Here is a 20,211-nt window from a genome sequence, read left to right on the forward strand (position 1 = left end):
ACCTACTGCTTGGCCTGGGTGAGCATGTAACCGGCGCCGCGGATATTGATGATCAGGTCGCGGCTGGCGCCTTTATCCGCGAGTTTCTTGCGAATGTTGCTGACGTGCACATCGATGGAGCGGTCGTAGGGCATCAGCTTGCGCCCCAGGGCACTCTCGGTGAGCACCTCTTTACTCACTACATCCCCGGCGCTTTGGACCAGCACCTTGAGTACGGAAAATTCGGCGCCGGTCAGGGACAGGGCCTGGTCGCCCCAATAGGCCTGATGCTCGGCTGGTAGCAGGCGCAATTGACCGCTGTTGAGGCTGTCGTCATTGTCCTCTACTTCGACCCGACCGCGACGCAGGATAGCTCGCAGGCGCGCCGCCAACTCGCGGGGATTACAGGGCTTTGGTAGATAGTCATCGGCGCCCATCTCCAGGCCCACGATTCTATCCACGGTATCACCCTTGGCGGTAAGCATAATAACCGGCAGGGAGCGGCTGGTAGGTGAAGCCTCTTCCCGTAGTTTGCGCAATACGTCAAAACCGTTGTGCACCGGCAGCATCACGTCTAATACCAGCGCATCAAAGTGCTGACTCTGGGCCAATTCCAGTCCGCGGCCGCCATCATTGGCGGCGGTTACATCGAAGCCCTCCCCGGTAAGGTATTCACTCAGCAGATCGGTTAATTCTGTGTCGTCGTCGATAAGAAGGATGCGGCTCATGGCGTTCTCTCAATTGCTGTGGAGCCATTATATGCAAAGCACTGGCGCTAGTTATCGCCGCTTATCCGGCTTTTTACCGTTCTTAACAAATGTTTACCGCAGTTTGCCCCTGTTTACACAGGCCCGACTTACTATGAAATCACTGAATACAAACGTGAGGACGGAGTGATGAAAAACTGGAAACTGATGCTGAGTAGTCTGGCTCTGGCCGGCGTGATGGCGGCCCCTGCAGCTACTATGGCGTTTGGCGCAGAGGGGGGCCATCACAAGCGCGGATTTGAGCATATGGCGCGCAAGCTGGAGCTAACCGAGGGCCAGAAAGCCCAGTTAAAGGCTAACAGAGATAGCAACAGTGAAAGCAGGAATGCTCAGCGCCAGCAGTTACAAGAGCTGCGTAAGGAGATTTATACCGCCCTGGAGAGCGGTGCAGACCAGGCCACCCTGGACCAGCTCGGGGCAGAATTGGGTAAGTTGCAGGTTCAAAAAATGCAAAACCACTTCCAAATGCGCCAGCAGTTCGAAGCGATCCTCACCGATGAGCAGAAAGCCAAATTTGAAGAGTTGAAAGAGCAGCGCAAAGAGCGCCGTGTAAAGTGGCGTGAGGAACGCCTTGAGCGCCGCACCACAGAAAGCTGATCTTCCCCAAACCGCAGACTCCTTGTGCGATCCGCCGGGCGCACCCTTCCCCAGAGGCCCGGTCGGTTCATAACCCTTTGCCCCCACAATTATGGGGGCTTTTTTGTGCCGAGACACAACCTTGGTCAGCTTGCCGTGCCCCGCCATTGCTGGGAGAATACGCCGCCCCGCCAATAAGTATCTAGTGTGGCCCGGTTTGGGCGAAGAGGAATGACTGTGAGCAAAATCGGCTTGTTTTATGGCAGCGACGAAGGCAATACCGAATCTATAGCCCTGCGCATCCGCGCCCGCATGGGAGAGGAGCGGGTAGACCTGTTTGATATTGCCGATGTTACCCAATTGGAGATTGCCAACTACGAGCAGCTGATTTTCGGTATTCCTACCTGGGACTTCGGTCAGATTCAATCCGACTGGGAAGAGTTCTGGGAGGATGTGCAGGAAATAGACTTCAGTGGCAAGACGGTGGCCCTGTTTGGCCTGGGCGATCAGTTCGGTTACGGCGATTACTTCCTGGATGCGATGGGCATGCTACATGATGTGATTGCCGGTCGAGGAGCGGCCATTGTTGGCTTGTGGTCAACAGAGGGCTATGAATTCGAGGCTTCCAAGGCGGAAATTGAAGGCGAAGGCAAATTTATGGGCCTCGCTATCGATGAAGACCAGCAGGAAGAGCTGACTGCCGAACGCCTCAACCTCTGGTGCAAACAGATAGCTGACGAGTTTAACCTTGATGGCGGTGCCGCCAGTGTCGTCGAGTTGGATGACTAGTTACTTATGCCGCTGACGATCCCCTTTAAAGAATTCTGGCCTTGGCTGACTGAACACCCCAATTGCATTCTCCGGGCCGGTACCCCGGAGAGCGTCGTTTATGATGATGATGACTATTACTGGCGTTTTGCTGAGGAAGACACCCGCACACTGCTAGTACAGGTGATGCGCGGCAAACGCCCGGTAGCGGAATTCTTTATTGAGCCCTCACATATTGCGTCTGTACAAGTGGGCCCAGGGGAAAGGGGGGAGTATAACTTCGACCTGATGACCGAAATCCATGGGCAGCTGCAGGTGATTTATTATTTTGTGCTGTCACATGGATTAGATGAGCCTGTGAATTCCGTCGAGGAGCCCTCCCAGGCTTCAGGACAGCTCCACTAAAAGGGAAAGCACCAGTTGATAGCTCAACGGGTGCTGGAAAGTCTGGGGTGGTATTAGCTTATTACTAGTTCACAGCCGGCTGTTTTTCTACTGACCCAATACCGATGTGCTTATCAAGAAAAGCTAGCAGTTCGGTATAAAGCTTCATGTTGTTTTCTTCGCTATAAAACCCGTGCCCTTCATTGGCAACAATAAGGCTTTTTGCTGGTTTCCCTTCTTTCTCTAGTTTTTCCAGTAGCTCCTCGGCATGCTCAACGGGCACTCGCTCATCTTTCTCACCGTGAATAATAAATAAGGGAATATTGAGTTTATCGGTGTTGTGGATTGGGGAGTTTTCCTTTAAGAAGTTCTTATCTTTACTCAGTTCCCTATTAAGGTAGGCTAACCCTCTATCACGACGTTTGATATCCCCTTTCTTGTACATCATCTCCAAGTCATAAACACCCACATAGCCAACCGCACATTTATACAGGTCTTGATATCTGATCGGGTTCATTAGGGCAGAGTAGCCCCCAAAGCTGGCACCGTAAATACAAACTTTTCTTGGATCTGCATAGCCTTTTTCTACTGCCCAATGAACGGCGTCGGCTATATCCTTTTGAATTTTTCCTCCCCACTCTTGCTCTCCGGCAGTGTAAAAGTGGTCGCCGTATCCTGTTGAGCCACGAAAGTTTACCTGGAGAACCAAGTAGCCATTTTGGGAAAGTATTTGTGCTTCTTGGTCATATCCCCAGTAGTCACGGGCATGGGGGCCTCCATGTGGTACTACTACCATAGGCAGATTTTTAGTTTGTCCTTTGGGGAAAGTCAGATAGGTGCCTATTCTCATGTTGTCCGTGGTGACAAATGAGTCCGCTTGCATTGAGTTTAGAGTTTCAGGGGCAAGCCATTCTGATGATGATAATAGAAAATCTACTTTCTTAGTCTTCAAATTTGCTAAGAAATAATCCCCTGGGAGCCGGTCTCCATATACTCTTAATATTCCTAGAGAGCCGTCATCGGTAAAGCTTGTAAAGTTGATTCTGTAGCCTTCAAAAGCTTTCTTTAAGCCTCGAAAATAAGCTGCAAATCCATTGCCTTCATCAAAAAAGTACTCTTCAGGAAAATCAGGGTGTAGATAGACTCCGATGGGGTTGTCATTTGTGGGGTGGTAAATTATTCCGCTAATATCGGAGATTTCGTGGGAAAATATCGGGGTTATTGTGTTTGTTTTTTTGTTAAATTTAACTAGTTGCTCAGTACTGTTAGGGCGATCTATCTCAAAATAGAATTCACCAGTATCTAAGTCTCCCCCTTTTGGCCAGCCGTGAGCTAGGAGAGAATTCTCTACTTTCTTCCATCCTTTTTTTGATTTTTCGTATATTTCATAATCTCCTTTTCGATTACTGCCAGTTGCGAAGACTACATTGCCATGATCATCGGTGTGAGCCCGGCCAACCTGCGGCAGCCCTGTTATTCTGGTTTTAACGCCGTTATAAATGTTTACCTTGAGAATTTCCCCTGTTGTTTCCCAATTATTGGACCATGGATATGTGGAAAGCAAAATTTCACTTTTGTCTTCGGGAAGGAGATCAATAATTGTGGCATGTGCATAGGTTGCTTTGGCTCTTTTTAAACGGGTTCCAGTTTGAGTTTCACTTGCTAGGTATCCAAAGATGTTTTTCTTCTTGGAGCCATCTACATTTACAGCGAATAGAGTGCCGTAATAAATAGGCATCTCCAAAGCGGCTTTTCGTGATACGACTTTTGCTACAACTCTTTCATTATTGGCCCAATAAAAGTCACCAACTTCATCCTTACCTTTGAATCGAAGGCCTCCGGTGATTTTTCGGTCTTTGAGGGATATAAAAAGTAAGACTCTCTCGCCATTATGGTTTTTTCTTATGGCTAGATGGGTGCCCTCTGGAGATATTTTCACCTCCTCAATTTCTATATGGCGTACTAGGTCGGATAAGGGTACTTCGGTGCTAAATGCGAAAAGTGGCCACAGAAAAGTGAAAAATAATAGAAGCCTGCGCATATATAGTCCTTGTGTCAAAAGCTTGTAATTATGCGCGTTAAGGTTATGGATGCAAATGGTTAGGGCGGGCTCCGAAATGTCGCCCTAACCTAAAAAGGCTTAAAAGTAAAGTTAATTTATAACCAAATCCTGACTCTCCCGCTCAGGCTTATGCTGATCAAACCAGTACAAAATAGAAGCCACTTTTGCAACCATCTGGCTGGGCCTCGCGGCAATACTGTGAGAGGCGCCTGGAATTCGTACCATTGCAGCTTCCACATCGTTTAACTTCAGTGCCTGGTAAAACTGCTCTGTTTCGGACATCGGTGTGCGGTAATCCTCCTCTCCGGTAAGCAGCATAGTGGGCGTAGTGACATTGCCCACATAAGTGAGGGGAGAGCGGCGGCGATATTCCTCCGGTTTTTCCCAGGGCATACCTGAGAACCAGTATTTGGTAAAGAACCTCGAGTAGTCAGCAGTCAAGACGAAGCTCTCCCAGTTGATTACCGGTTTGGCAACTACTGCCGCGCGGAATCGATCGGTTTTGCCGATAATCCAGGCTGTTAGGGTGCCGCCGCCGCTGCCGCCGGTAACGAATAATTGCTCCTCATCGATATAACCCTGATCAATTACTGCATCGACGCCGGCTATTAAATCGTCGTAATCCTGGCTCGGGTAATTGTGGTGAATCAGGTTGGCAAATTCATGCCCGTAGCTGGTAGAGCCCCGTGGGTTTGTGTAGAGAACTACATAGCCGGCGGCAGCAAAAAGTTGCACCTCGGCGGCAAACCGGGGGCCATAGTTAGAGAAGGGTCCGCCGTGAATTTCCAACAGCAGGGGATATTTTTTCTTCGGGTCGAAGTTGGGCGGGTAGGCGACCCAGCCCTGTATATCGCGCCCATCGAAGCTGGACTTGTAATGGATCTTCTCCACGTGGGCCATATTGCGCAGCGGCACCACATCGTTATTGAGGCTGGTCAGCGCTTTTACTTTGCCGTTGTGGGCTAAAGCCAGCTCTGCCGGATGCTGCGGATTGGTTTGCGTGTAAGCAATAGCTCCGCGTTTGGATGTGGCAAAGTGAGTGCCCGAGTAGGGTCGCCCCAGCGATAGACCGCCAGCATCACTGGCGACTACAGTGTCGCTGCCACCAATTTTTTTAATGGCAATTTTTGTGGAGCCCTGATCGTCGTAGCTATAAGCGATACGTTTACTGTCGCCTAGCCAGTTGAAGCTGGAGATACTGCGGTCTTTAGCGGTTTGGACTTTGCGAGACTCGCCGCTGTCGAGATCGATGATGCGCAGGCTGTGTTGTTGGTACCCGAGCCGCTGATCCTCGAATCCCAGGTAGGCAAGCTTTTTACCATCGGGGGAAATCTGCGGATGATGATCGGGCCCGAATCTTTCGGTGATCTGCTCGATTTTGCCATCCTTGAGATTTACTCTATAAATTTCAGAGTTCATCAATTCGATCTCGTGATCGGGGTGGCGGTTTGCAGAAAAGTAAATAGCGTCGTTGTTTTTACTCCAGGCGAGACTACTGCCGTGATCGAACTCACCGCTGGTAAGCTGACGCGGCGTGCCGCCCTCACGGGGGATGACAAATACCTGGGTGTGCCCCTGCTTGAGATAACCCATGCCGTCCGCACGATAAATACTGCGGTCGATAAACTGAGGTGGTTTTGCCCACTCTGCGCCCTCGGGGGCACCGGGTAGTTCAACCGGGAACGGTTTGCTCTCGGGCACAAACATGGTGAAGGCAATTTGTTTGCCGTCCCGTGACCACTGAATATTGGAAGGGGATTTTGGCAGGTGGGAGATCTGCAGATTTTGGCCGTTATCGAGCCACAATAAGTGTATCTGGGGGCTGCCACTGCGGGAACTGATAAAGGCAATTGTTTTACCGTCCGGGGATAGGCGCGGCGAATAATCCGAGTAATCTCCTGAGGTCAGTGGACGGTGGTCCTTGCCGTCGGCACTGATGCGCCACAGGTTTGCCCGCTTGTTGTCCGCCATTTTGTTCATGGAGTTGCGGACGTAGTAAATACTCTTTCCGTCGTTGCTGAACTGAGGATCGCTGGCATACTCGAGATTGAATACATCCTCATAGCTGAAATTAGTGGGTTGCTCTTCAGCGAGGGCAGGACTGGCGATTAATATCGCCGCGGCTATTTTCAATAGTCTGTTCATGATCTGCGGGCTCCTCCATTTTGTTATCGGAAGGAGCATACCGCAGAGGCAGTTGGTTAGGAGGCGAATAAGCCGATCTGTGTATTTAGTGGGATAATCCGTGCAATTAATAAATAATTATCGTCCGGGGCAGTAAGCTCAGGTTAGAAGCCCCCTAAGTACTTCCCGATAGATATCCTTAAGGATATCCAAATCGTCGGCTTTGACTCTCTCATCAACTTTGTGAATAGTGGCATTGACCGGCCCCAGTTCCACTACTTGCGCTCCTGTTGGAGCGATAAAGCGGCCATCGGAAGTGCCCCCGGCAGTCGATAATTCTGTTTCCTTTCCTGTGATTTTTTGGATTGCTTGCTCTACAGCGCGGACCAGTGGGCCCTCGGCAGTGAGGAAGGGGTGCCCGGACAAATTAAAGTTCGCTTCATATTTCAGTTTGTGCTTATCCAGGATTGCTCGGGCACGGGTTTCCAATTCTTCGGCGGTGGATTCCGTAGAAAAGCGCCAGTTACAGAGCAGATCCACCTCACCGGGAATCACATTGGTTGCTCCTGTACCTCCGTTGATGTTGGAAACCTGGAAGCTGGTGGCGGGGAAAAATTGGTTGCCCTGATCCCACTCTTCTGCTGCCAGTTCAGCGAGTGCTGGGGCCAAATTGTGAATTGGGTTTTCCGCCAGATGTGGATAGGCCACATGTCCCTGAACACCGAAGACTTTTAACTCAAGGCCCAATGAGCCGCGTCTTCCGTTTTTAATAATATCGCCGACGCGCTCGCTGCTGGAGGGTTCACCGACAATACAGCAGTCTATTTTTTCTCCCTTCTCCTCGAGCCACTCAACGACTTTGACTGTGCCATTGATTGCCGGCCCCTCCTCGTCGCTGGTGATCAAAAAGGCGATGCGACCGCTGTGATCGGGGTGCTGGTGGATAAACTCCTCGCAGGCCACCACCATTGCTGCCAGTGAACCCTTCATGTCGGCCGCACCGCGACCATACAAAAAGCCATCGCGGATTTGTGGCTCGAAGGGCGGGCTGCTCCAGTTTTCCTCCGGCCCGCTCGGCACGACATCCGTGTGACCGGCAAAGGCAAGCAGAGGGCCTTTGCTTTGCCCGTTGCGCACCGCCCAAAAATTATCGGTATCGCCACGTCGCAGCTTTGTCACCTTGAACCCAACTTTTTCCAGTCGCTCAATCATCTGATCCATACAGCCTGCATCTTCGGGGGTTACGGAGCGACGGCGGATAAGGTCAAAGGCCAGTTGCAGTGTGGGGGTCACGGAATAATCCTTTTAGTTGATGAGGTGCGCTGTTATTAGAATTTATGCAAATGGAGAGCGGGCGGGGCCGGGGCCCCGCAGGGTCAGCTTTTAATTGCTGTGCAGTGCTGCATTCAACTCAATGGCGCTCTTATTCGTTAGGCATTCAACGGCGCCATTGGTGGAGTTTCTGCGGAACAGCAGGTCGGATTTTCCGGCCAATTCGCGCGCTTTGATGTATTCGACCAGTTTGCCGCTGTCATCTAGAAGGGCTACCTTAGTTCCGGCGGTGATATAGAGGCCCGCTTCCACGGTGCAACGATCCCCCAGGGGAATACCAATACCGGCGTTGGCACCCAGCAAGCAGTTATCGCCCACGGAAATCACTATGTTTCCGCCACCAGAGAGCGTGCCCATGGTGGAGCTGCTGCCACCCAGATCGGAACCAGCGCCGACAAATACGCCCGCAGAGATACGGCCCTCGATCATCCCTGGGCCCTCGGTGCCCGCGTTAAAGTTGACGAAGCCCTCGTGCATGATGGTAGTGCCCTCGCCGAGATAGGCGCCGAGGCGCACGCGCGCGGTGTGGGCGATGCGCACGCCCGTGGGCACTACGTAGTTGGTCATCTTGGGGAATTTGTCGACGCAGGCAATTTCCAGGTGCTCTCCGTTCAGGCGCGCTTCCAGTTGGCGCTGTGGCAGCTCCTCCAGGTCGATAGCGCCCTGATTGGTCCAGGCCACATTAACCAGTTTGCCGAAGAGACCTTCGAGATTGGTTTCGTGGGGTTTTACCAGGCGGTGGGAGAGTAGTTGCAGCTTCAAATAGGCTTCCGGTACTGTCTGCGGTGCCTCGTCGCTGGAAAGTACAACGACAACCAGCGGCCGGTGGCTGTTGGCGAACTGCTGCAGGATCTCCGCCTGTTCGTCCGCTCCGGCGCTGTGCAGCTTTTCTGTGAGGCTGTGCAGCAGGGTCGCGTCGAGGGGCAGGCTGTGGTTGCCGCCATCAATATGTAGGGTCTCAGTTACCGCTTTGGCTATTTCTGCATTGGGTTTGAACAGCGGTTTTGGGTAAAAGACTTCCAGCCAGTCGCCCTTGCTATTGCAGGTGCCAACGCCAAATCCGATGCTGTAGATATCACTCATTTTTTTCTCCTAGTTGGCTTGGCCGGTAAGCGCGGCGAATTCTTGCTCTTTAAAACCAAAGCGAGTAGTGCCGTCTGAGGTGGTCACCGGGCGCTTGATCAGGGTGGGGGTCTCGCTGGCAAGTGTTAAAGCGCTGTCGTTGTCCATTGTATTTTTCTGTACTTCGCTCAGAGCGCGCCAACTGGTGGAGCGGCGATTCAGTACTTCCTGCCAGCCAAATTCATTCAGCCAGGCTTTTAGGGGCACATTGTCCATGCCGTCTTCACGGAAATCGTGAAATTGATAGTCGACCCCATTCTTTTCCAGCCACTTGCGGGCTTTTTTTACGGTGTCGCAGTTTTTAATGCCGTACAGAGTAATCACAGTTACGCCTTTTTGGTTTTCTTGGGGTTTTTGCGGTTGGGGTAGCAGGTGGTGCAGATTTCGCAGACGGTGCCGTCGCAGCCGCGCGCGGAACAGTACTCGCGGCCATAGAAAATAATCTGCAGGTGCAATTTATTCCACTTTTCTCTGGGGAACAGCCTTTTTAGGTCTTTCTCGGTCTGGGTGACATTTTTACCGTTGGTGAGCCCCCAGCGCTGCGCTAAGCGATGAATATGAGTGTCCACCGGGAAGGCCGGGTGGCCAAATGCCTGGGACATCACCACGCTGGCGGTCTTGTGGCCGACACCGGGCAGGGTTTCCAGGGCGGCCATATTCTCCGGCACTTTACTGTGGTATTCGTTGACAAGAATTTGCGACAGCTTGCTGATGGCTTTGGATTTCTGCGGTGATAAACCGCAGGGGCGGATAACCGCCTGGATATCCTCCACGGGCACCAGTGCCATATCCTCGGGGTTGTCGGCCAACTGCCAGAGAGCGGGGGTGACTTGGTTGACGCGCTCATCGGTACACTGTGCCGAGAGTAGTACGGCAACCAACAAGGTGTAGGGGTCTTTGTGATCGAGCGGAACCGGGGTTTGCGGATAGAGTTCTTCCAGGCGCTGTAGAATAAAATCCACGCGCTCTTGTTTGAGTAAGTTTTTTACTGCCATTCTCGTCTGTGCCTGAGTGGGGCTCCTGGGTTGCGGTGTCTGTTGGATTAATTCGGCGGTCAGTTCTGCCGGCAAAATTCTTTGATGCGCTCTGCCGCTTCCACGCACTCTTCTAATGTGGCTACCAGAGCCATGCGCACATACTCGCTGCCGGGGTTCACTCCCTCGCGCTCGCGGGCGAGGAAAGAGCCCGGCAAAACCGTGATATTTTGCTGGCGGTACAGCTCGCGGGCAAACTCCTCCCCGTCGCCGACACGGGGCCACAAGTAAAAGCTGGCCTGTGGCTTTTGTACTTCTAGGCAGCCGTCGAGAATATCGAGCACCGCGTCGAACTTCTGTCGGTAGAGTGCGCGATTTCCGCGCACATGCTCTTCATCCTGCCAGGCGGCGATGGAGGCGTACTGGTTAGACAGTGGCATGGCGCAGCCGTGGTAGGTGCGATAGAGCAGGAATTTATCCAGCAGCTGAGCATCGCCGGCAACAAACCCGGAGCGCAGCCCCGCCAAATTGGAGCGCTTCGACAGGCTGTGAAAAACCACACAGCGACGATAGTCGCCCCGGCCCATTTGTTCGCAGGCTTGCAGTAGCCCGGCCGGCGGCGCGCTCTCGTCGAAGTAGAGTTCCGAGTAGCACTCATCCGAGGCGATGGTGAAGTCGTAGCGGTCTGCCAGCTCGATGAGTGTTTGCAATTCGTCGATCTCCAGCAGGGCGCCAGTGGGGTTGCCCGGTGAGCAGAGATACAGCAGCTCACACTGGCGCCACACCGATTCGGGCACGGAGCCGAAGTCTGGCTTAAAGCGATTGCCAGCGAGGCAGTTGATAAAGTGCGGCTCGGCGCCGGCCAGCAGGGCCGCTCCCTCGTAAATCTGGTAGAAGGGGTTGGGCATCAGCACTTTACTGCCCGGCGTGACCATGGCCTGGGCGAAGGCGAATAACGCTTCGCGGGTGCCATTCACCGGCAAAACCTGGGTGTCGGCGCAGACCTGTGCGAGCTGAAAGCGGGTGCACAGCCAGTCGGCAATCGCCTGGCGCAGGGTTTCCAGGCCTTTGGTGAGCGGGTAGGCGGCGATTTTGTCCAGGTGCGCGACCAGCTCTCTCCGCACGAATTCAGGCGGCTCGTGTTTCGGCTCGCCGATGGAGAGGGCGATATGGGGTTTGCTCGCCGGTTGCAGGTCCGCTTTCAGCGCCTGTAACTTGGAGAAGGGGTAGGGCTGCAGCTTGTCCAGGTTTGGATTCATAGCGTTCTTATCCGCTCGTCATTGGTGTTATTGCGGCGCTGTGTGGTCGTCCAGCTCCCGGCAAATGGCCTGCTCCAGTGCGCGATTGGTCTCGGCGTTACTGAGCGCGTGACCCTCGGCATCGGTGATATGGAAAATATCCTCTACCCGTTCCCCAAGAGTGGAGATTTTGGCGTTGTGCAGGCGCAGATCATGGGTGACAAAAGTGCGCGCAATCAGCGCGAGCAGACCGGGCCTGTCGGCGCTGGTGATTTCCAGTGTGCTGTATTGGTCGCCCGCCTCGGTAGACAGGTGCGCGCGGCTCTCCATTGAAAACATCTTCAGGCGCCGCGGGGTGCGCCGCTGGATCACCTTGGAGTAGTCCTCCACTAAGGCCAGCTCTTTTTGCAATGTCTCGCGAATTTGCTGTAGGCGCTGGGGCTCGTCGAGCAGGGGTTGTCCATATTCGTCCAGCACGTAAAAAGTATCCAGGGTGTAGCCGGAGGCCGAGCTGTACAGGCGCGCATCGTGCACATTCAGGTTGAGCATATCGAGCCCGGTGACGACGGCGGCGAATACATTGGCGCGGTCGGGGGTGTAGACAAAAACCTGGGTAGCGCCGTCGTGCTCGCCGGGGCCTGAGTTGCGTGTCAGCACCAGGGTGTCGCTGGGCATTAGCGGGCTGTTGCTGTGCAGCTCGTGAATGGCCGCGGTGTGCCAGACGATGTTGTCGGCGCTCTCGCGCACAAAATAGTCGTCGCCCATCTGTGCCCATATGTTTTCCATAGAGGCTTCCGGCAGCCCGAGGGCGCACAGTTTTTCCAGCGCCAGGCTGCGGGTTTCCTCGATAATTTCCTCGCGGTCGATGGGGTTCTCCAGGCCGCGGCGCAGGGCGTGCTGGGTGGCCTGGTAGAGCTGGCGCATCAGGCTGGCCCGCCAGCTGTTCCAAAGCTCTGGGTTGGTGGCGTTGATATCCGCTACGGTCAGGGCGTAGAGGTAGTCCAGGTGTTCGCGGTCGCCCACTTCGCGGGCGAAAGCGTGCACCACTTCCGGATCACTGATGTCTTGTTTCTGCGATACCTGGCTCATCAATAGGTGCTTTTCCACCAGCCAGCAAACCAGGCGGCGGTCGCGCGCCGGCAGCTGGTGGCGCTCGCAAAACTCGGCGGCGTCCACTACGCCCAGCTTGGAGTGGTCGCCGCCGCGACCCTTGGCGATATCGTGGTAGAGGCCGGCGATATACAGCAGTTCCGGTTGGCGCAGGCGCTCGAGAATTTCCGCGGCGATGGGGAATTTTTCCCGCGCCTCGGGGCCGCGAAAGCTGCGCATATTGCGCACCACCTGCAGGGTGTGAGCGTCCACGGTGTAGATGTGGAAGAGGTCGTGCTGCATCTGCCCAGTGACGCGGCCGAACTCCGGCAGGTAGCGCCCGAGAATACCGTAGCGGGTCATCCGCGACAGCTGTGTGGAGAGTCCGCGCGCAGAGCGCAGCAGCTCCATAAACAGCTCGCTGTTGGCGGGGTCCGCGCGAAAGTGCTCGTCGATCAGGTGGCGGTGCTCGCGGATCAGGCGGATGGTTGAGGCGCGCACCCGTGTGATTTGCGGGTGTCTGGCCATCAGCACAAAGATCTCCAGCAGCGCTGGGGGGTGCTGATTGAACACCTGTGGGTAGGCGGCCTCAATAGCCCCGCCGCGCAGCTGGAAGCGCTCATTGATGGGGGTGGCAGTTTGCTCGCCACCCTGCTGGATTGCCTCGCCCAAATACTGCAGCAGTACATCGTTGAGTTCGCGCAGGGCCATTACGATGCGGTAGTAGTTGTGCATGAACTGCTCAACCGCCAGCTGGGTGTCGCTGTCTTCATAGCCAAACTGTTTGGCCAATTCTCTCTGGTAGTCGAACAGCAGCCGCTCCTCGGCACGTCCGGCGAGAAGGTGCAGGCCATAGCGCACTCGCCAAAGAAAGCTCTCGCCAGACTGGAGGATGGCGAATTCCTCCTCGGTGAAAAAGGCCTTGCCCTGCAGCTGTCTGAGCGTGCGCACCCGAAAGAAATACTTGGCGACCCAGGCGATGGTCTGGATATCGCGTAGCCCACCGGGAGAGTTCTTGATGTTGGGTTCGAGAATATATTCCGCGGCCTGCTGGCGGTTGTGGCGCTCATCTTGCTCGGCCAGTTTGGCATTGAAAAAGTCCTCGGTAGACCAGAGTTTGCCCCCCTCCATGCCGGCCGCAAGTTGTTCCCCGGGTTTGCTGTCGCCCACCACTGTGCGGGATTCGGTGAGATTGGTGATGACAGTGATGTCCTCGGCGGCCAGTGCCAGGCACTCCTCCACGCTGCGCACCGAGTGGCCGATCTCCAAGCCTAGATCCCAGAGGAAGGTGACGAACCTCTCAATACTGTCGATGGTTTCTTCGTCGGCGCGATCCTCAGTGAGAATCAGTAGATCGATATCGGAATGGGGGTGTAGTTCTCCTCGGCCATAACCGCCTACGGCCATCAAGCTGGCGCCTGACTTCCATTGGTACTGATGCCAGGCATAGTGCAGCAGGCAATCGACAAAGAGCGCGCGCTCATGCACCAGAGTGGCGACATCTTCGCCCTCGCGAAAACGCTCAGCCATCTGGTGCTCGGCCGCACCTATCGCATCCTTGAAGATCTGCAGGGGCGGTTTTTCACGGGCGGCGAGATCGCGGCGAAAGCGGGCTTGGTCGAAGAAGAAGAGAGGGCGCTCGAAGTAGGGTGTGTTGACCGGCTGCATGACTGAGGTCCGTTTGGCTATACCCCGCCGCTGGGCGGGGCTGTGCATCTTTATTTAGAAACGGGAGGAGCTTGTGGTTAAAATTTTTCCTCGCTACGCGCGGTCAGCACCTCGACCCCGCTGCTGGTGACCACCATGGTGTGCTCCCACTGAGCCGACAGGCGGCGGTCCTTGGTGACCGCGGTCCAGCCATCGCCGAGAACACGAGTGGCGGCCTTGCCGGCATTGATCATCGGTTCAATGGTAAAGGTCATGCCTTCCTGCAAAATCTCGCCGGTTCCGGGCTGGCCGTAGTGCAGTACCTGGGGTTCCTCGTGGAAGACATCGCCGATACCGTGGCCGCAAAAGTCGCGCACCACAGAGTAGTAGTTCTTCTCGGCGTGTTGCTGGATCACGTGGCCGATGTCACCGAGGCTGGTGCCCGGACGCACTATCTCAATGGCCTTGTACATGCATTCTTGGGTGACGCGCACCAGTCGCTCGGCGTGTGCGGCGGGCTTGCCGACGAAGAACATCTTGCTGGTGTCGCCGTACCAGCCATCCTTAATCACGGTGACATCAATATTGATGATGTCGCCCTTCTTGAGCACTTTGCTCTCAGAGGGTATCCCGTGGCAAACCACCTCATTGACCGAGGTGCAAATGGACTTTGGGAAGCCCCGATAGCCGAGGCAGGCGGGGATGGCCTTCTGCACATTGACGATATGGTCGTGGCAGCGGCGGTCCAGTTCTTCTGTAGTGACGCCAGGGACCACATACTCGCCAATCATCTCCAGGACCTCTGCGGCGAGGCGGCCCGCGGTGCGCATTTTGGCAATTTGTTCCGGCGTCTTTATGGCTGAGGTCATGCGTGTCCTTAAGTCTATCTGTGAAGGCGGGCATTGTAGCGGATTGCCGACGACGGGGCATAGCGCCAGCGAGTGGCGCTAACTAAGGAACCCACAGGCGCAGCCATTCACATCATATTTATTCCCGTTCTTCACTCGGCTGCGTGGTTGTGGTATAAAGCGCGCCGCTCCGGAGTGCTTCCGGGGCGGAAATGCCGCACACGCATCGACACATGTGTCTGGGTGCCTCGAAAGGGGTTGACGCATGGGATGTGTGGAGGACTAACCCGTATATTTAGAGGTTTATTATGCCGCAAGTAAGCATGCGCGATATGCTGCAGGCTGGTGTTCACTTTGGCCACCAGACCCGCTACTGGAACCCGAAGATGGGTCAATACATCTTTGGTGCCCGCAACAAGATTCACATCATCAACCTGGAGCACACTGTTCCGGCTTTTAACGAAGCCCTGCAGGTGGTCAAGGGGATGGCCGCTCAGAAGAAAAAGATCCTGTTCGTAGGCACCAAGCGCGCCGCACAGAAATCTATCAAAGAGCAGGCCGAGCGCTGTGGCCAGCCTTTCGTCAGCAACCGCTGGCTGGGCGGTATGCTCACCAACTACAAAACCATCCGCGCGTCCATCAAGCGTTTCCGCGAGCTGGAAGTTCAGTCTCAGGACGGTACTTTCGAGAAGCTGACCAAGAAAGAAGCTCTGATGCGCACCCGCATGATGGAGAAGCTCGACCGCTCCATCGGTGGTATCAAGGACATGGGCGGCCTGCCCGACGCGATCTTCGTAATCGACGTTGAGCACGAGCGCATCGCGATTCAGGAAGCTAACAAGCTGGGTATTCCGGTAATCGGTGTTGTCGATACCAACAGTGATCCCGCTGGTGTTGACTACGTGATCCCCGGTAACGACGATGCTATCCGTGCCATCAAACTGTACACCACTGTTGTGGCTGACGCAGTTCTGGCCGGCGCAGCGGAAGCTGGCAGCGCGGTGAACAAAGACGAGTACGTCGAAGCTAGCGATGACGAAGCTGCTGCAGAGTAATTTGCAGGGCGAAGTGGTGTAACGGAGTAGCGTTACATTGCGAACTTAAAAAGGGGCCCGGTTTACGGCCCCTTTTTTCTAACTTTAAGTGACAGAACCCCGAGGAAAAAATCATGGCGATTACCGCGTCAATGGTAAAAGAACTGCGCGAGCGTACCGGCCTGCCGATGATGGAGTGTAAGAAAGCACTCACCGCAGCGGATGGCGATATCGAAAAGGCGATCGAAGACCTGCGCAAAGCCTCCGGCCTGAAGGCTGCCAAGAAAGCTGGCCGCACCGCTGCAGACGGCGTTGTTGCTGCAAAAGTCGCCGAAGACGGCAGCTACGGCGTATTGGTAGAAGTGAACTCCGAAACCGACTTCGTTGCTCGCGACGATAACTTCCAGGCTTTTGTTGCCAAGGTTGTCGATAAAGCATTTGCCGAGCGCCAGCAGGACGTAGCCGCCCTGATGGAAGGTGATCTGGAAAATGCTCGCGAAGCACTGGTTCAGAAAATCGGTGAGAACATCGGCGTGCGTCGAATCCAGTTGGTCGAAGCTCCGGTTGTGGGTGCTTATGTACACTCCAACAATCGTATCGCCGCTCTGGTAGCTCTGAGCGCGGGTGAGGTTGAGCTGGCGAAAGACGTTGCTATGCATGTAACCGCGGTAAACCCTCAGGTGAACAAGCCTGAAGATATGCCTGCTGACGTCCTGGAAAAAGAGAAGGACATCATCAAGGCCCAGCCCGATATGGAAGGCAAGCCGGCTGAAATCGTTGAGAAAATGATGGGCGGTCGTATCAAGAAGTTCCTGAAAGAGAACAGCTTGGTGGAGCAGCCTTTCGTTAAGAATCCAGACGTAAGCATTGGTAAGCTGGTTAAAGACGCCGGCGCTGACGTAACTTCTTTCGTCCGCTTTGAAGTGGGTGAAGGTATCGAGAAAGAAGAGGTGGACTTCGCTGCGGAAGTAGCGGCACAGGTTAAATCCTCTTCCTAATTGATAACAGTGAGTGCTCTGAGTACTCACTTGCGGTGGGGTGCCTCCGCTGGAGCCTGTGTGCTTGCAGCGGGGCACCCCTCTGTGTAAATGACAGAAAGTGTTGTAATGTTCGGCGGCAATACTTGGCCACTAAACAGGTACATTTGAGAGGACCAACGAATGCCCGGTATTAAAGACCGCAAATATAAAAGAATTCTGCTGAAGCTCAGCGGCGAAGAGCTGATGGGTGATCAGGGTTTTGGTATCAGCCCTAAAGTGCTGGACAAAATGGCCCTGGAGATTGGTCAGCTGGTGGGTATCGGCGTTCAGGTTGGACTGGTTGTAGGCGGCGGTAACCTGTTTCGCGGTGCGGCCCTGAGTGCGGCTGGACTCGATCGTGTGACTGGCGATCATATGGGAATGCTGGCTACGGTAATGAATGCGCTGGCTCTGCGCGATGCGCTGGAAAGATCCAATATTTCATCGCGGGTAATGTCCTCTATCCAGATGAGCGGAATCGTGGACCACTATGACCGCCGCGCGGCAATTCGCTACCTGGAGCGCGGCGAAGTGCTGATTTTTGCTGCGGGTACCGGTAATCCATTCTTTACTACTGATTCTGCTGCCTGCCTGCGCGGCATTGAAATTGAGGCGGAGTTGGTGCTAAAAGCCACTAAGGTGGACGGTGTTTACTCGGCCGATCCGGTGCTGGACCCCACCGCAACCCGCTATGACCAACTGACTTATGACGAAGTGCTCGATAAAAAGCTCGGCGTGATGGATTTGACTGCGATCTGTCTCTGCCGCGAGCACAATATGCCCGTGCGGGTATTCCGTATGGATAAAACCGGCGCGCTGCTCAATATTGTCGTGGGTGGCGAGGAAGGCACGCTAATCGAAGAGGAAGTGAAATCGTGATTGAAGATATCAAAAAAGACGCTAAGACTCGTATGAGCAAGGCGCTCGACGCACTAGCCAATAATTTCAATAAAATCCGTACCGGTCGTGCGCACCCGAGTATTCTCGACGGTATTCATGTTTCCTATTACGGTTCCGATACTCCACTATCTCAGGTTGCCAACGTCACCGTTGAAGATGCGCGCACCTTATCGGTTACCCCCTGGGAGAAAAACCTGGTTCCGGATATCGAAAAAGCGATTATGAAGTCCGATTTGGGCCTCAACCCCAGCACTGCTGGAGCGGTTATTCGCATTCCGATGCCTATGCTGACTGAAGAAACCCGCAAAAACTTTATTCGCCAGGCTCGCGGTGAGGCTGAGACTGCGCGGGTGTCTATCCGCAATATTCGTCGTGATGCACTGGCTGAGGTCAAGTCCCTGGTCAAGGACAAGGAAATCTCCGAGGATGACGAGCGTCGTGCAAGTGACGATATCCAAAAAATTACGGATCAGTTCGTGGCGGATGTCGACAAAGCGCTCACCGCCAAAGAAAAAGATCTGATGGAAATTTAATGGGTAATAGTGGTACCGACTTGAACTCCCCCGGTCCCCGACACATCGCCATTATTATGGATGGCAACGGGCGCTGGGCCGCCCGCAGGGGGCTCTCGCCCTCGGCGGGGCACAGGGCAGGAGTTGAGCGCATACGCGATCTTTTGTCCGCGTGCAAGAGTCGCGGTGTTGAGGCGCTGACGCTTTTCGCTTTTTCCAGTGAAAACTGGCAGCGCCCCCCAAAGGAAGTGGAACTGTTGATGACCCTTTTTCACTCCTATCTGCGCAAGGAAGCCAAGCGCATGCGCGATGAGGGTGTGCGCTTGCGAGTGATAGGGCGCAGGGACCGCTTTTCGTCGCGCTTGCAGCGCGCCATTGCGGAAGCGGAAGAGATTACCCGTGGCGGTGACCAGGGTGATCTGGTGATTGCGGCGGACTACGGTGGTCGCTGGGATATTGCCCAGGCGGCAAGGCGGCTTGCGGAGGAGTTGGCCAATGGCGAGCGCTCTCTCGATTCGATCGATGAGGATGCCATGGATAGCCAAATGCAGCTCACCGATTTGCCGCCGGTGGATCTGTTGATAAGATCCAGCGGCGAGCAGCGTATCAGTAACTTTATTCTCTGGCAGGCCGCCTATAGCGAGTTATTTTTTATCGATACGCTCTGGCCGGATTTTGATGAACATGCCCTTGATGAGGCGATAGAAGCATTTCAGCAGCGTGATCGGCGATTTGGTGGACGCGCTGAAGATGATGGCACGGCTGTGCAGGCCTGATAGGGATCGGGCCAAATGCGCGGCCATTTTTTTGTCCGCGGATAACTTTTAGGAATATTACACCGGGGCGCTCAAGGTCGCTTAAAGATAGCAGGCCGAGTGTGGGTCCAGATGAAAGGGGTTTTCGGTGCTTAAAGAAAGAATAATTACTGCGCTGGTATTGCTGGTACTTTTCGCTGGAGTTTTGTTCCTGCTGCCAATTCAATGGTACTCGCTGATTTTCGTCGCGGTGATATTGCTCGGTGGCTGGGAGTGGGCCAACCTTTCCAACCTCAATCGCGCACTGCGTTTTGTCTTTCTCGCCGCATTGGGTGGGACTCTGGTTTTCACCGCTGAATATGTTTTTTCTATGGATTTCAGCTCCCCGGATATTGACCGGGCGCGCCAGATATTGGCGATCGCTTGCGGTTGGTGGGCGCTCGCTTTCCTGTGGGTGCAGAGCTATCCAGCCAGTGCCATGCTCTGGGGGAACCGCTGGGTGCGGGGTCTGATTGGGCTGGTAGTGCTGGTGCCCAGCTGGCTGTCGCTGGTGATTTTGCGAGGACTCGATCACGGTGCCTGGTTGGTTTTATACGTTGTCGCTATCGTTGTAGCTGCCGATGTGGGCGCTTACTTTGTCGGTCGCAAGTTCGGCAAGCGCAAATTGGCCCGCGAAGTGAGTCCCGGTAAATCCTGGGAGGGCTTTTTTGGCGGTTTGGGCGCTTGTCTGATACTCGCTCTTGTCACTTCCTACCTGTTTGATCTACCGCTTAAAAACACAGTGTTGTTTTCTTTTGGTGTGCTGGTGACCGCGCTTGCCTCGGTGATTGGCGACCTGTTGGAGAGTATGTTCAAACGGCACCGGGGTATTAAAGACAGCAGCCATATACTGCCGGGGCACGGCGGTGTTATGGATCGCTTGGATAGCCTCACTGCGGCTCTGCCGGTCTTCACTATGGCAGCGCTCGCTAGCGAGCTGCCTAAGTATCTGTAAAAAAGTACCTGTAAATAGGTATCTGTAACAGGTACGCCACTCTTCAATCTATATCTGTGATTTTGATAGGCGCCGGCATTGCTTGTC

The 20,211-nt window shown here is 54.5% G+C and carries 19 protein-coding genes; 9 read left to right on the forward strand and 10 right to left on the reverse strand.

Annotated features, from left to right (window positions below; all coding sequences use genetic code 11):
- Positions 1 to 2: 2 nt before the first annotated feature.
- Positions 3 to 707, reverse strand: coding sequence for a response regulator transcription factor (locus FIU95_RS06055; protein ID WP_152452449.1), 705 nt, complete (start codon positions 705 to 707; stop codon positions 3 to 5).
- 168 nt (positions 708 to 875) lie between these two features.
- Here FIU95_RS06055 and FIU95_RS06060 point away from each other — a divergent pair, with 168 nt between their 5' ends.
- The 3 genes from FIU95_RS06060 (at position 876) to FIU95_RS06070 (ending at position 2,495) form a co-directional block, all read left to right on the forward strand.
- On the forward strand, positions 876 to 1,343 hold the full coding sequence (locus FIU95_RS06060) for a Spy/CpxP family protein refolding chaperone (protein ID WP_152452451.1): 468 nt from the start codon (positions 876 to 878) through the stop codon (positions 1,341 to 1,343).
- A 216-nt stretch (positions 1,344 to 1,559) separates the two neighbouring features.
- Positions 1,560 to 2,111 carry a flavodoxin gene (locus FIU95_RS06065; RefSeq protein WP_152456159.1) on the forward strand — a complete coding sequence of 184 codons (552 nt, stop codon included), beginning with the start codon at positions 1,560 to 1,562 and terminating at the stop codon, positions 2,109 to 2,111.
- A gap of 6 nt (positions 2,112 to 2,117) precedes the next feature.
- Positions 2,118 to 2,495 carry a hypothetical protein gene (locus FIU95_RS06070; RefSeq protein WP_152452454.1) on the forward strand — a complete coding sequence of 126 codons (378 nt, stop codon included), beginning with the start codon at positions 2,118 to 2,120 and terminating at the stop codon, positions 2,493 to 2,495.
- A 64-nt stretch (positions 2,496 to 2,559) separates the two neighbouring features.
- On the opposite strand, the gene FIU95_RS06075 is transcribed toward FIU95_RS06070, so the two are convergent.
- From FIU95_RS06075 to map, 9 genes are all read right to left on the reverse strand, one after another.
- Entirely contained in the window at positions 2,560 to 4,515 is a 1,956-nt protein-coding gene (locus tag FIU95_RS06075) for a S9 family peptidase (RefSeq protein WP_152452456.1), read from the reverse strand.
- A 111-nt stretch (positions 4,516 to 4,626) separates the two neighbouring features.
- Positions 4,627 to 6,681, reverse strand: a complete 2,055-nt coding sequence (locus tag FIU95_RS06080) for a S9 family peptidase (RefSeq protein ID WP_152452458.1) — start codon at positions 6,679 to 6,681, stop codon at positions 4,627 to 4,629.
- Between the two features lie 138 nt (positions 6,682 to 6,819).
- Entirely contained in the window at positions 6,820 to 7,953 is a 1,134-nt protein-coding gene (gene dapE / locus FIU95_RS06085; protein WP_152452460.1) for a succinyl-diaminopimelate desuccinylase, read from the reverse strand.
- Between the two features lie 90 nt (positions 7,954 to 8,043).
- Positions 8,044 to 9,075 (reverse strand): 2,3,4,5-tetrahydropyridine-2,6-dicarboxylate N-succinyltransferase, encoded by a 1,032-nt coding sequence (dapD, locus tag FIU95_RS06090; RefSeq protein ID WP_152452462.1) that lies wholly within the window; start codon positions 9,073 to 9,075, stop codon positions 8,044 to 8,046.
- 9 nt (positions 9,076 to 9,084) lie between these two features.
- Positions 9,085 to 9,438: an ArsC family reductase gene (locus FIU95_RS06095; protein WP_152452464.1), complete on the reverse strand. Its 354-nt coding sequence runs from the start codon at positions 9,436 to 9,438 to the stop codon at positions 9,085 to 9,087.
- Between the two features lie 2 nt (positions 9,439 to 9,440).
- The gene (gene nth / locus FIU95_RS06100) at positions 9,441 to 10,109 is read right to left on the reverse strand and encodes an endonuclease III (protein ID WP_152452466.1); all 669 of its coding nucleotides are present in this window, start codon (positions 10,107 to 10,109) and stop codon (positions 9,441 to 9,443) included.
- 59 nt (positions 10,110 to 10,168) lie between these two features.
- Positions 10,169 to 11,347: a succinyldiaminopimelate transaminase gene (gene dapC / locus FIU95_RS06105; protein WP_152452468.1), complete on the reverse strand. Its 1,179-nt coding sequence runs from the start codon at positions 11,345 to 11,347 to the stop codon at positions 10,169 to 10,171.
- 27 nt (positions 11,348 to 11,374) lie between these two features.
- On the reverse strand, positions 11,375 to 14,083 hold the full coding sequence (locus FIU95_RS06110) for a [protein-PII] uridylyltransferase (protein WP_152452470.1): 2,709 nt from the start codon (positions 14,081 to 14,083) through the stop codon (positions 11,375 to 11,377).
- 77 nt (positions 14,084 to 14,160) lie between these two features.
- Positions 14,161 to 14,931, reverse strand: a complete 771-nt coding sequence (gene map, locus FIU95_RS06115) for a type I methionyl aminopeptidase (RefSeq protein ID WP_152452472.1) — start codon at positions 14,929 to 14,931, stop codon at positions 14,161 to 14,163.
- 287 nt (positions 14,932 to 15,218) lie between these two features.
- Here map and rpsB point away from each other — a divergent pair, with 287 nt between their 5' ends.
- The 6 genes from rpsB to FIU95_RS06145 all read left to right on the forward strand — a co-directional run bounded on the left by rpsB (position 15,219) and on the right by FIU95_RS06145 (position 20,124).
- Entirely contained in the window at positions 15,219 to 15,965 is a 747-nt protein-coding gene (gene rpsB / locus FIU95_RS06120) for a 30S ribosomal protein S2 (protein WP_152452474.1), read from the forward strand.
- A 113-nt stretch (positions 15,966 to 16,078) separates the two neighbouring features.
- Positions 16,079 to 16,942 (forward strand): translation elongation factor Ts, encoded by an 864-nt coding sequence (gene tsf, locus FIU95_RS06125; RefSeq protein WP_152452476.1) that lies wholly within the window; start codon positions 16,079 to 16,081, stop codon positions 16,940 to 16,942.
- Between the two features lie 162 nt (positions 16,943 to 17,104).
- A complete protein-coding gene (pyrH, locus tag FIU95_RS06130; protein WP_152452478.1) occupies positions 17,105 to 17,842 on the forward strand; it encodes a UMP kinase in 738 nt (245 codons plus the stop codon).
- A complete protein-coding gene (gene frr, locus FIU95_RS06135) occupies positions 17,839 to 18,396 on the forward strand; it encodes a ribosome recycling factor (protein WP_152452480.1) in 558 nt (185 codons plus the stop codon). The genes pyrH and frr overlap by 4 nt, the downstream gene beginning before the upstream one ends.
- Positions 18,396 to 19,151, forward strand: a complete 756-nt coding sequence (gene uppS / locus FIU95_RS06140; protein ID WP_152452482.1) for a polyprenyl diphosphate synthase — start codon at positions 18,396 to 18,398, stop codon at positions 19,149 to 19,151. The genes frr and uppS overlap by 1 nt, the downstream gene beginning before the upstream one ends.
- 127 nt (positions 19,152 to 19,278) lie before the next feature.
- Positions 19,279 to 20,124 (forward strand): phosphatidate cytidylyltransferase, encoded by an 846-nt coding sequence (locus tag FIU95_RS06145; RefSeq protein ID WP_152452484.1) that lies wholly within the window; start codon positions 19,279 to 19,281, stop codon positions 20,122 to 20,124.
- The last annotated feature ends 87 nt before the right edge of the window (positions 20,125 to 20,211 follow it).

It is taken from the genome of Microbulbifer sp. THAF38, assembly GCF_009363535.1.
GTDB lineage: Bacteria > Pseudomonadota > Gammaproteobacteria > Pseudomonadales > Cellvibrionaceae > Microbulbifer.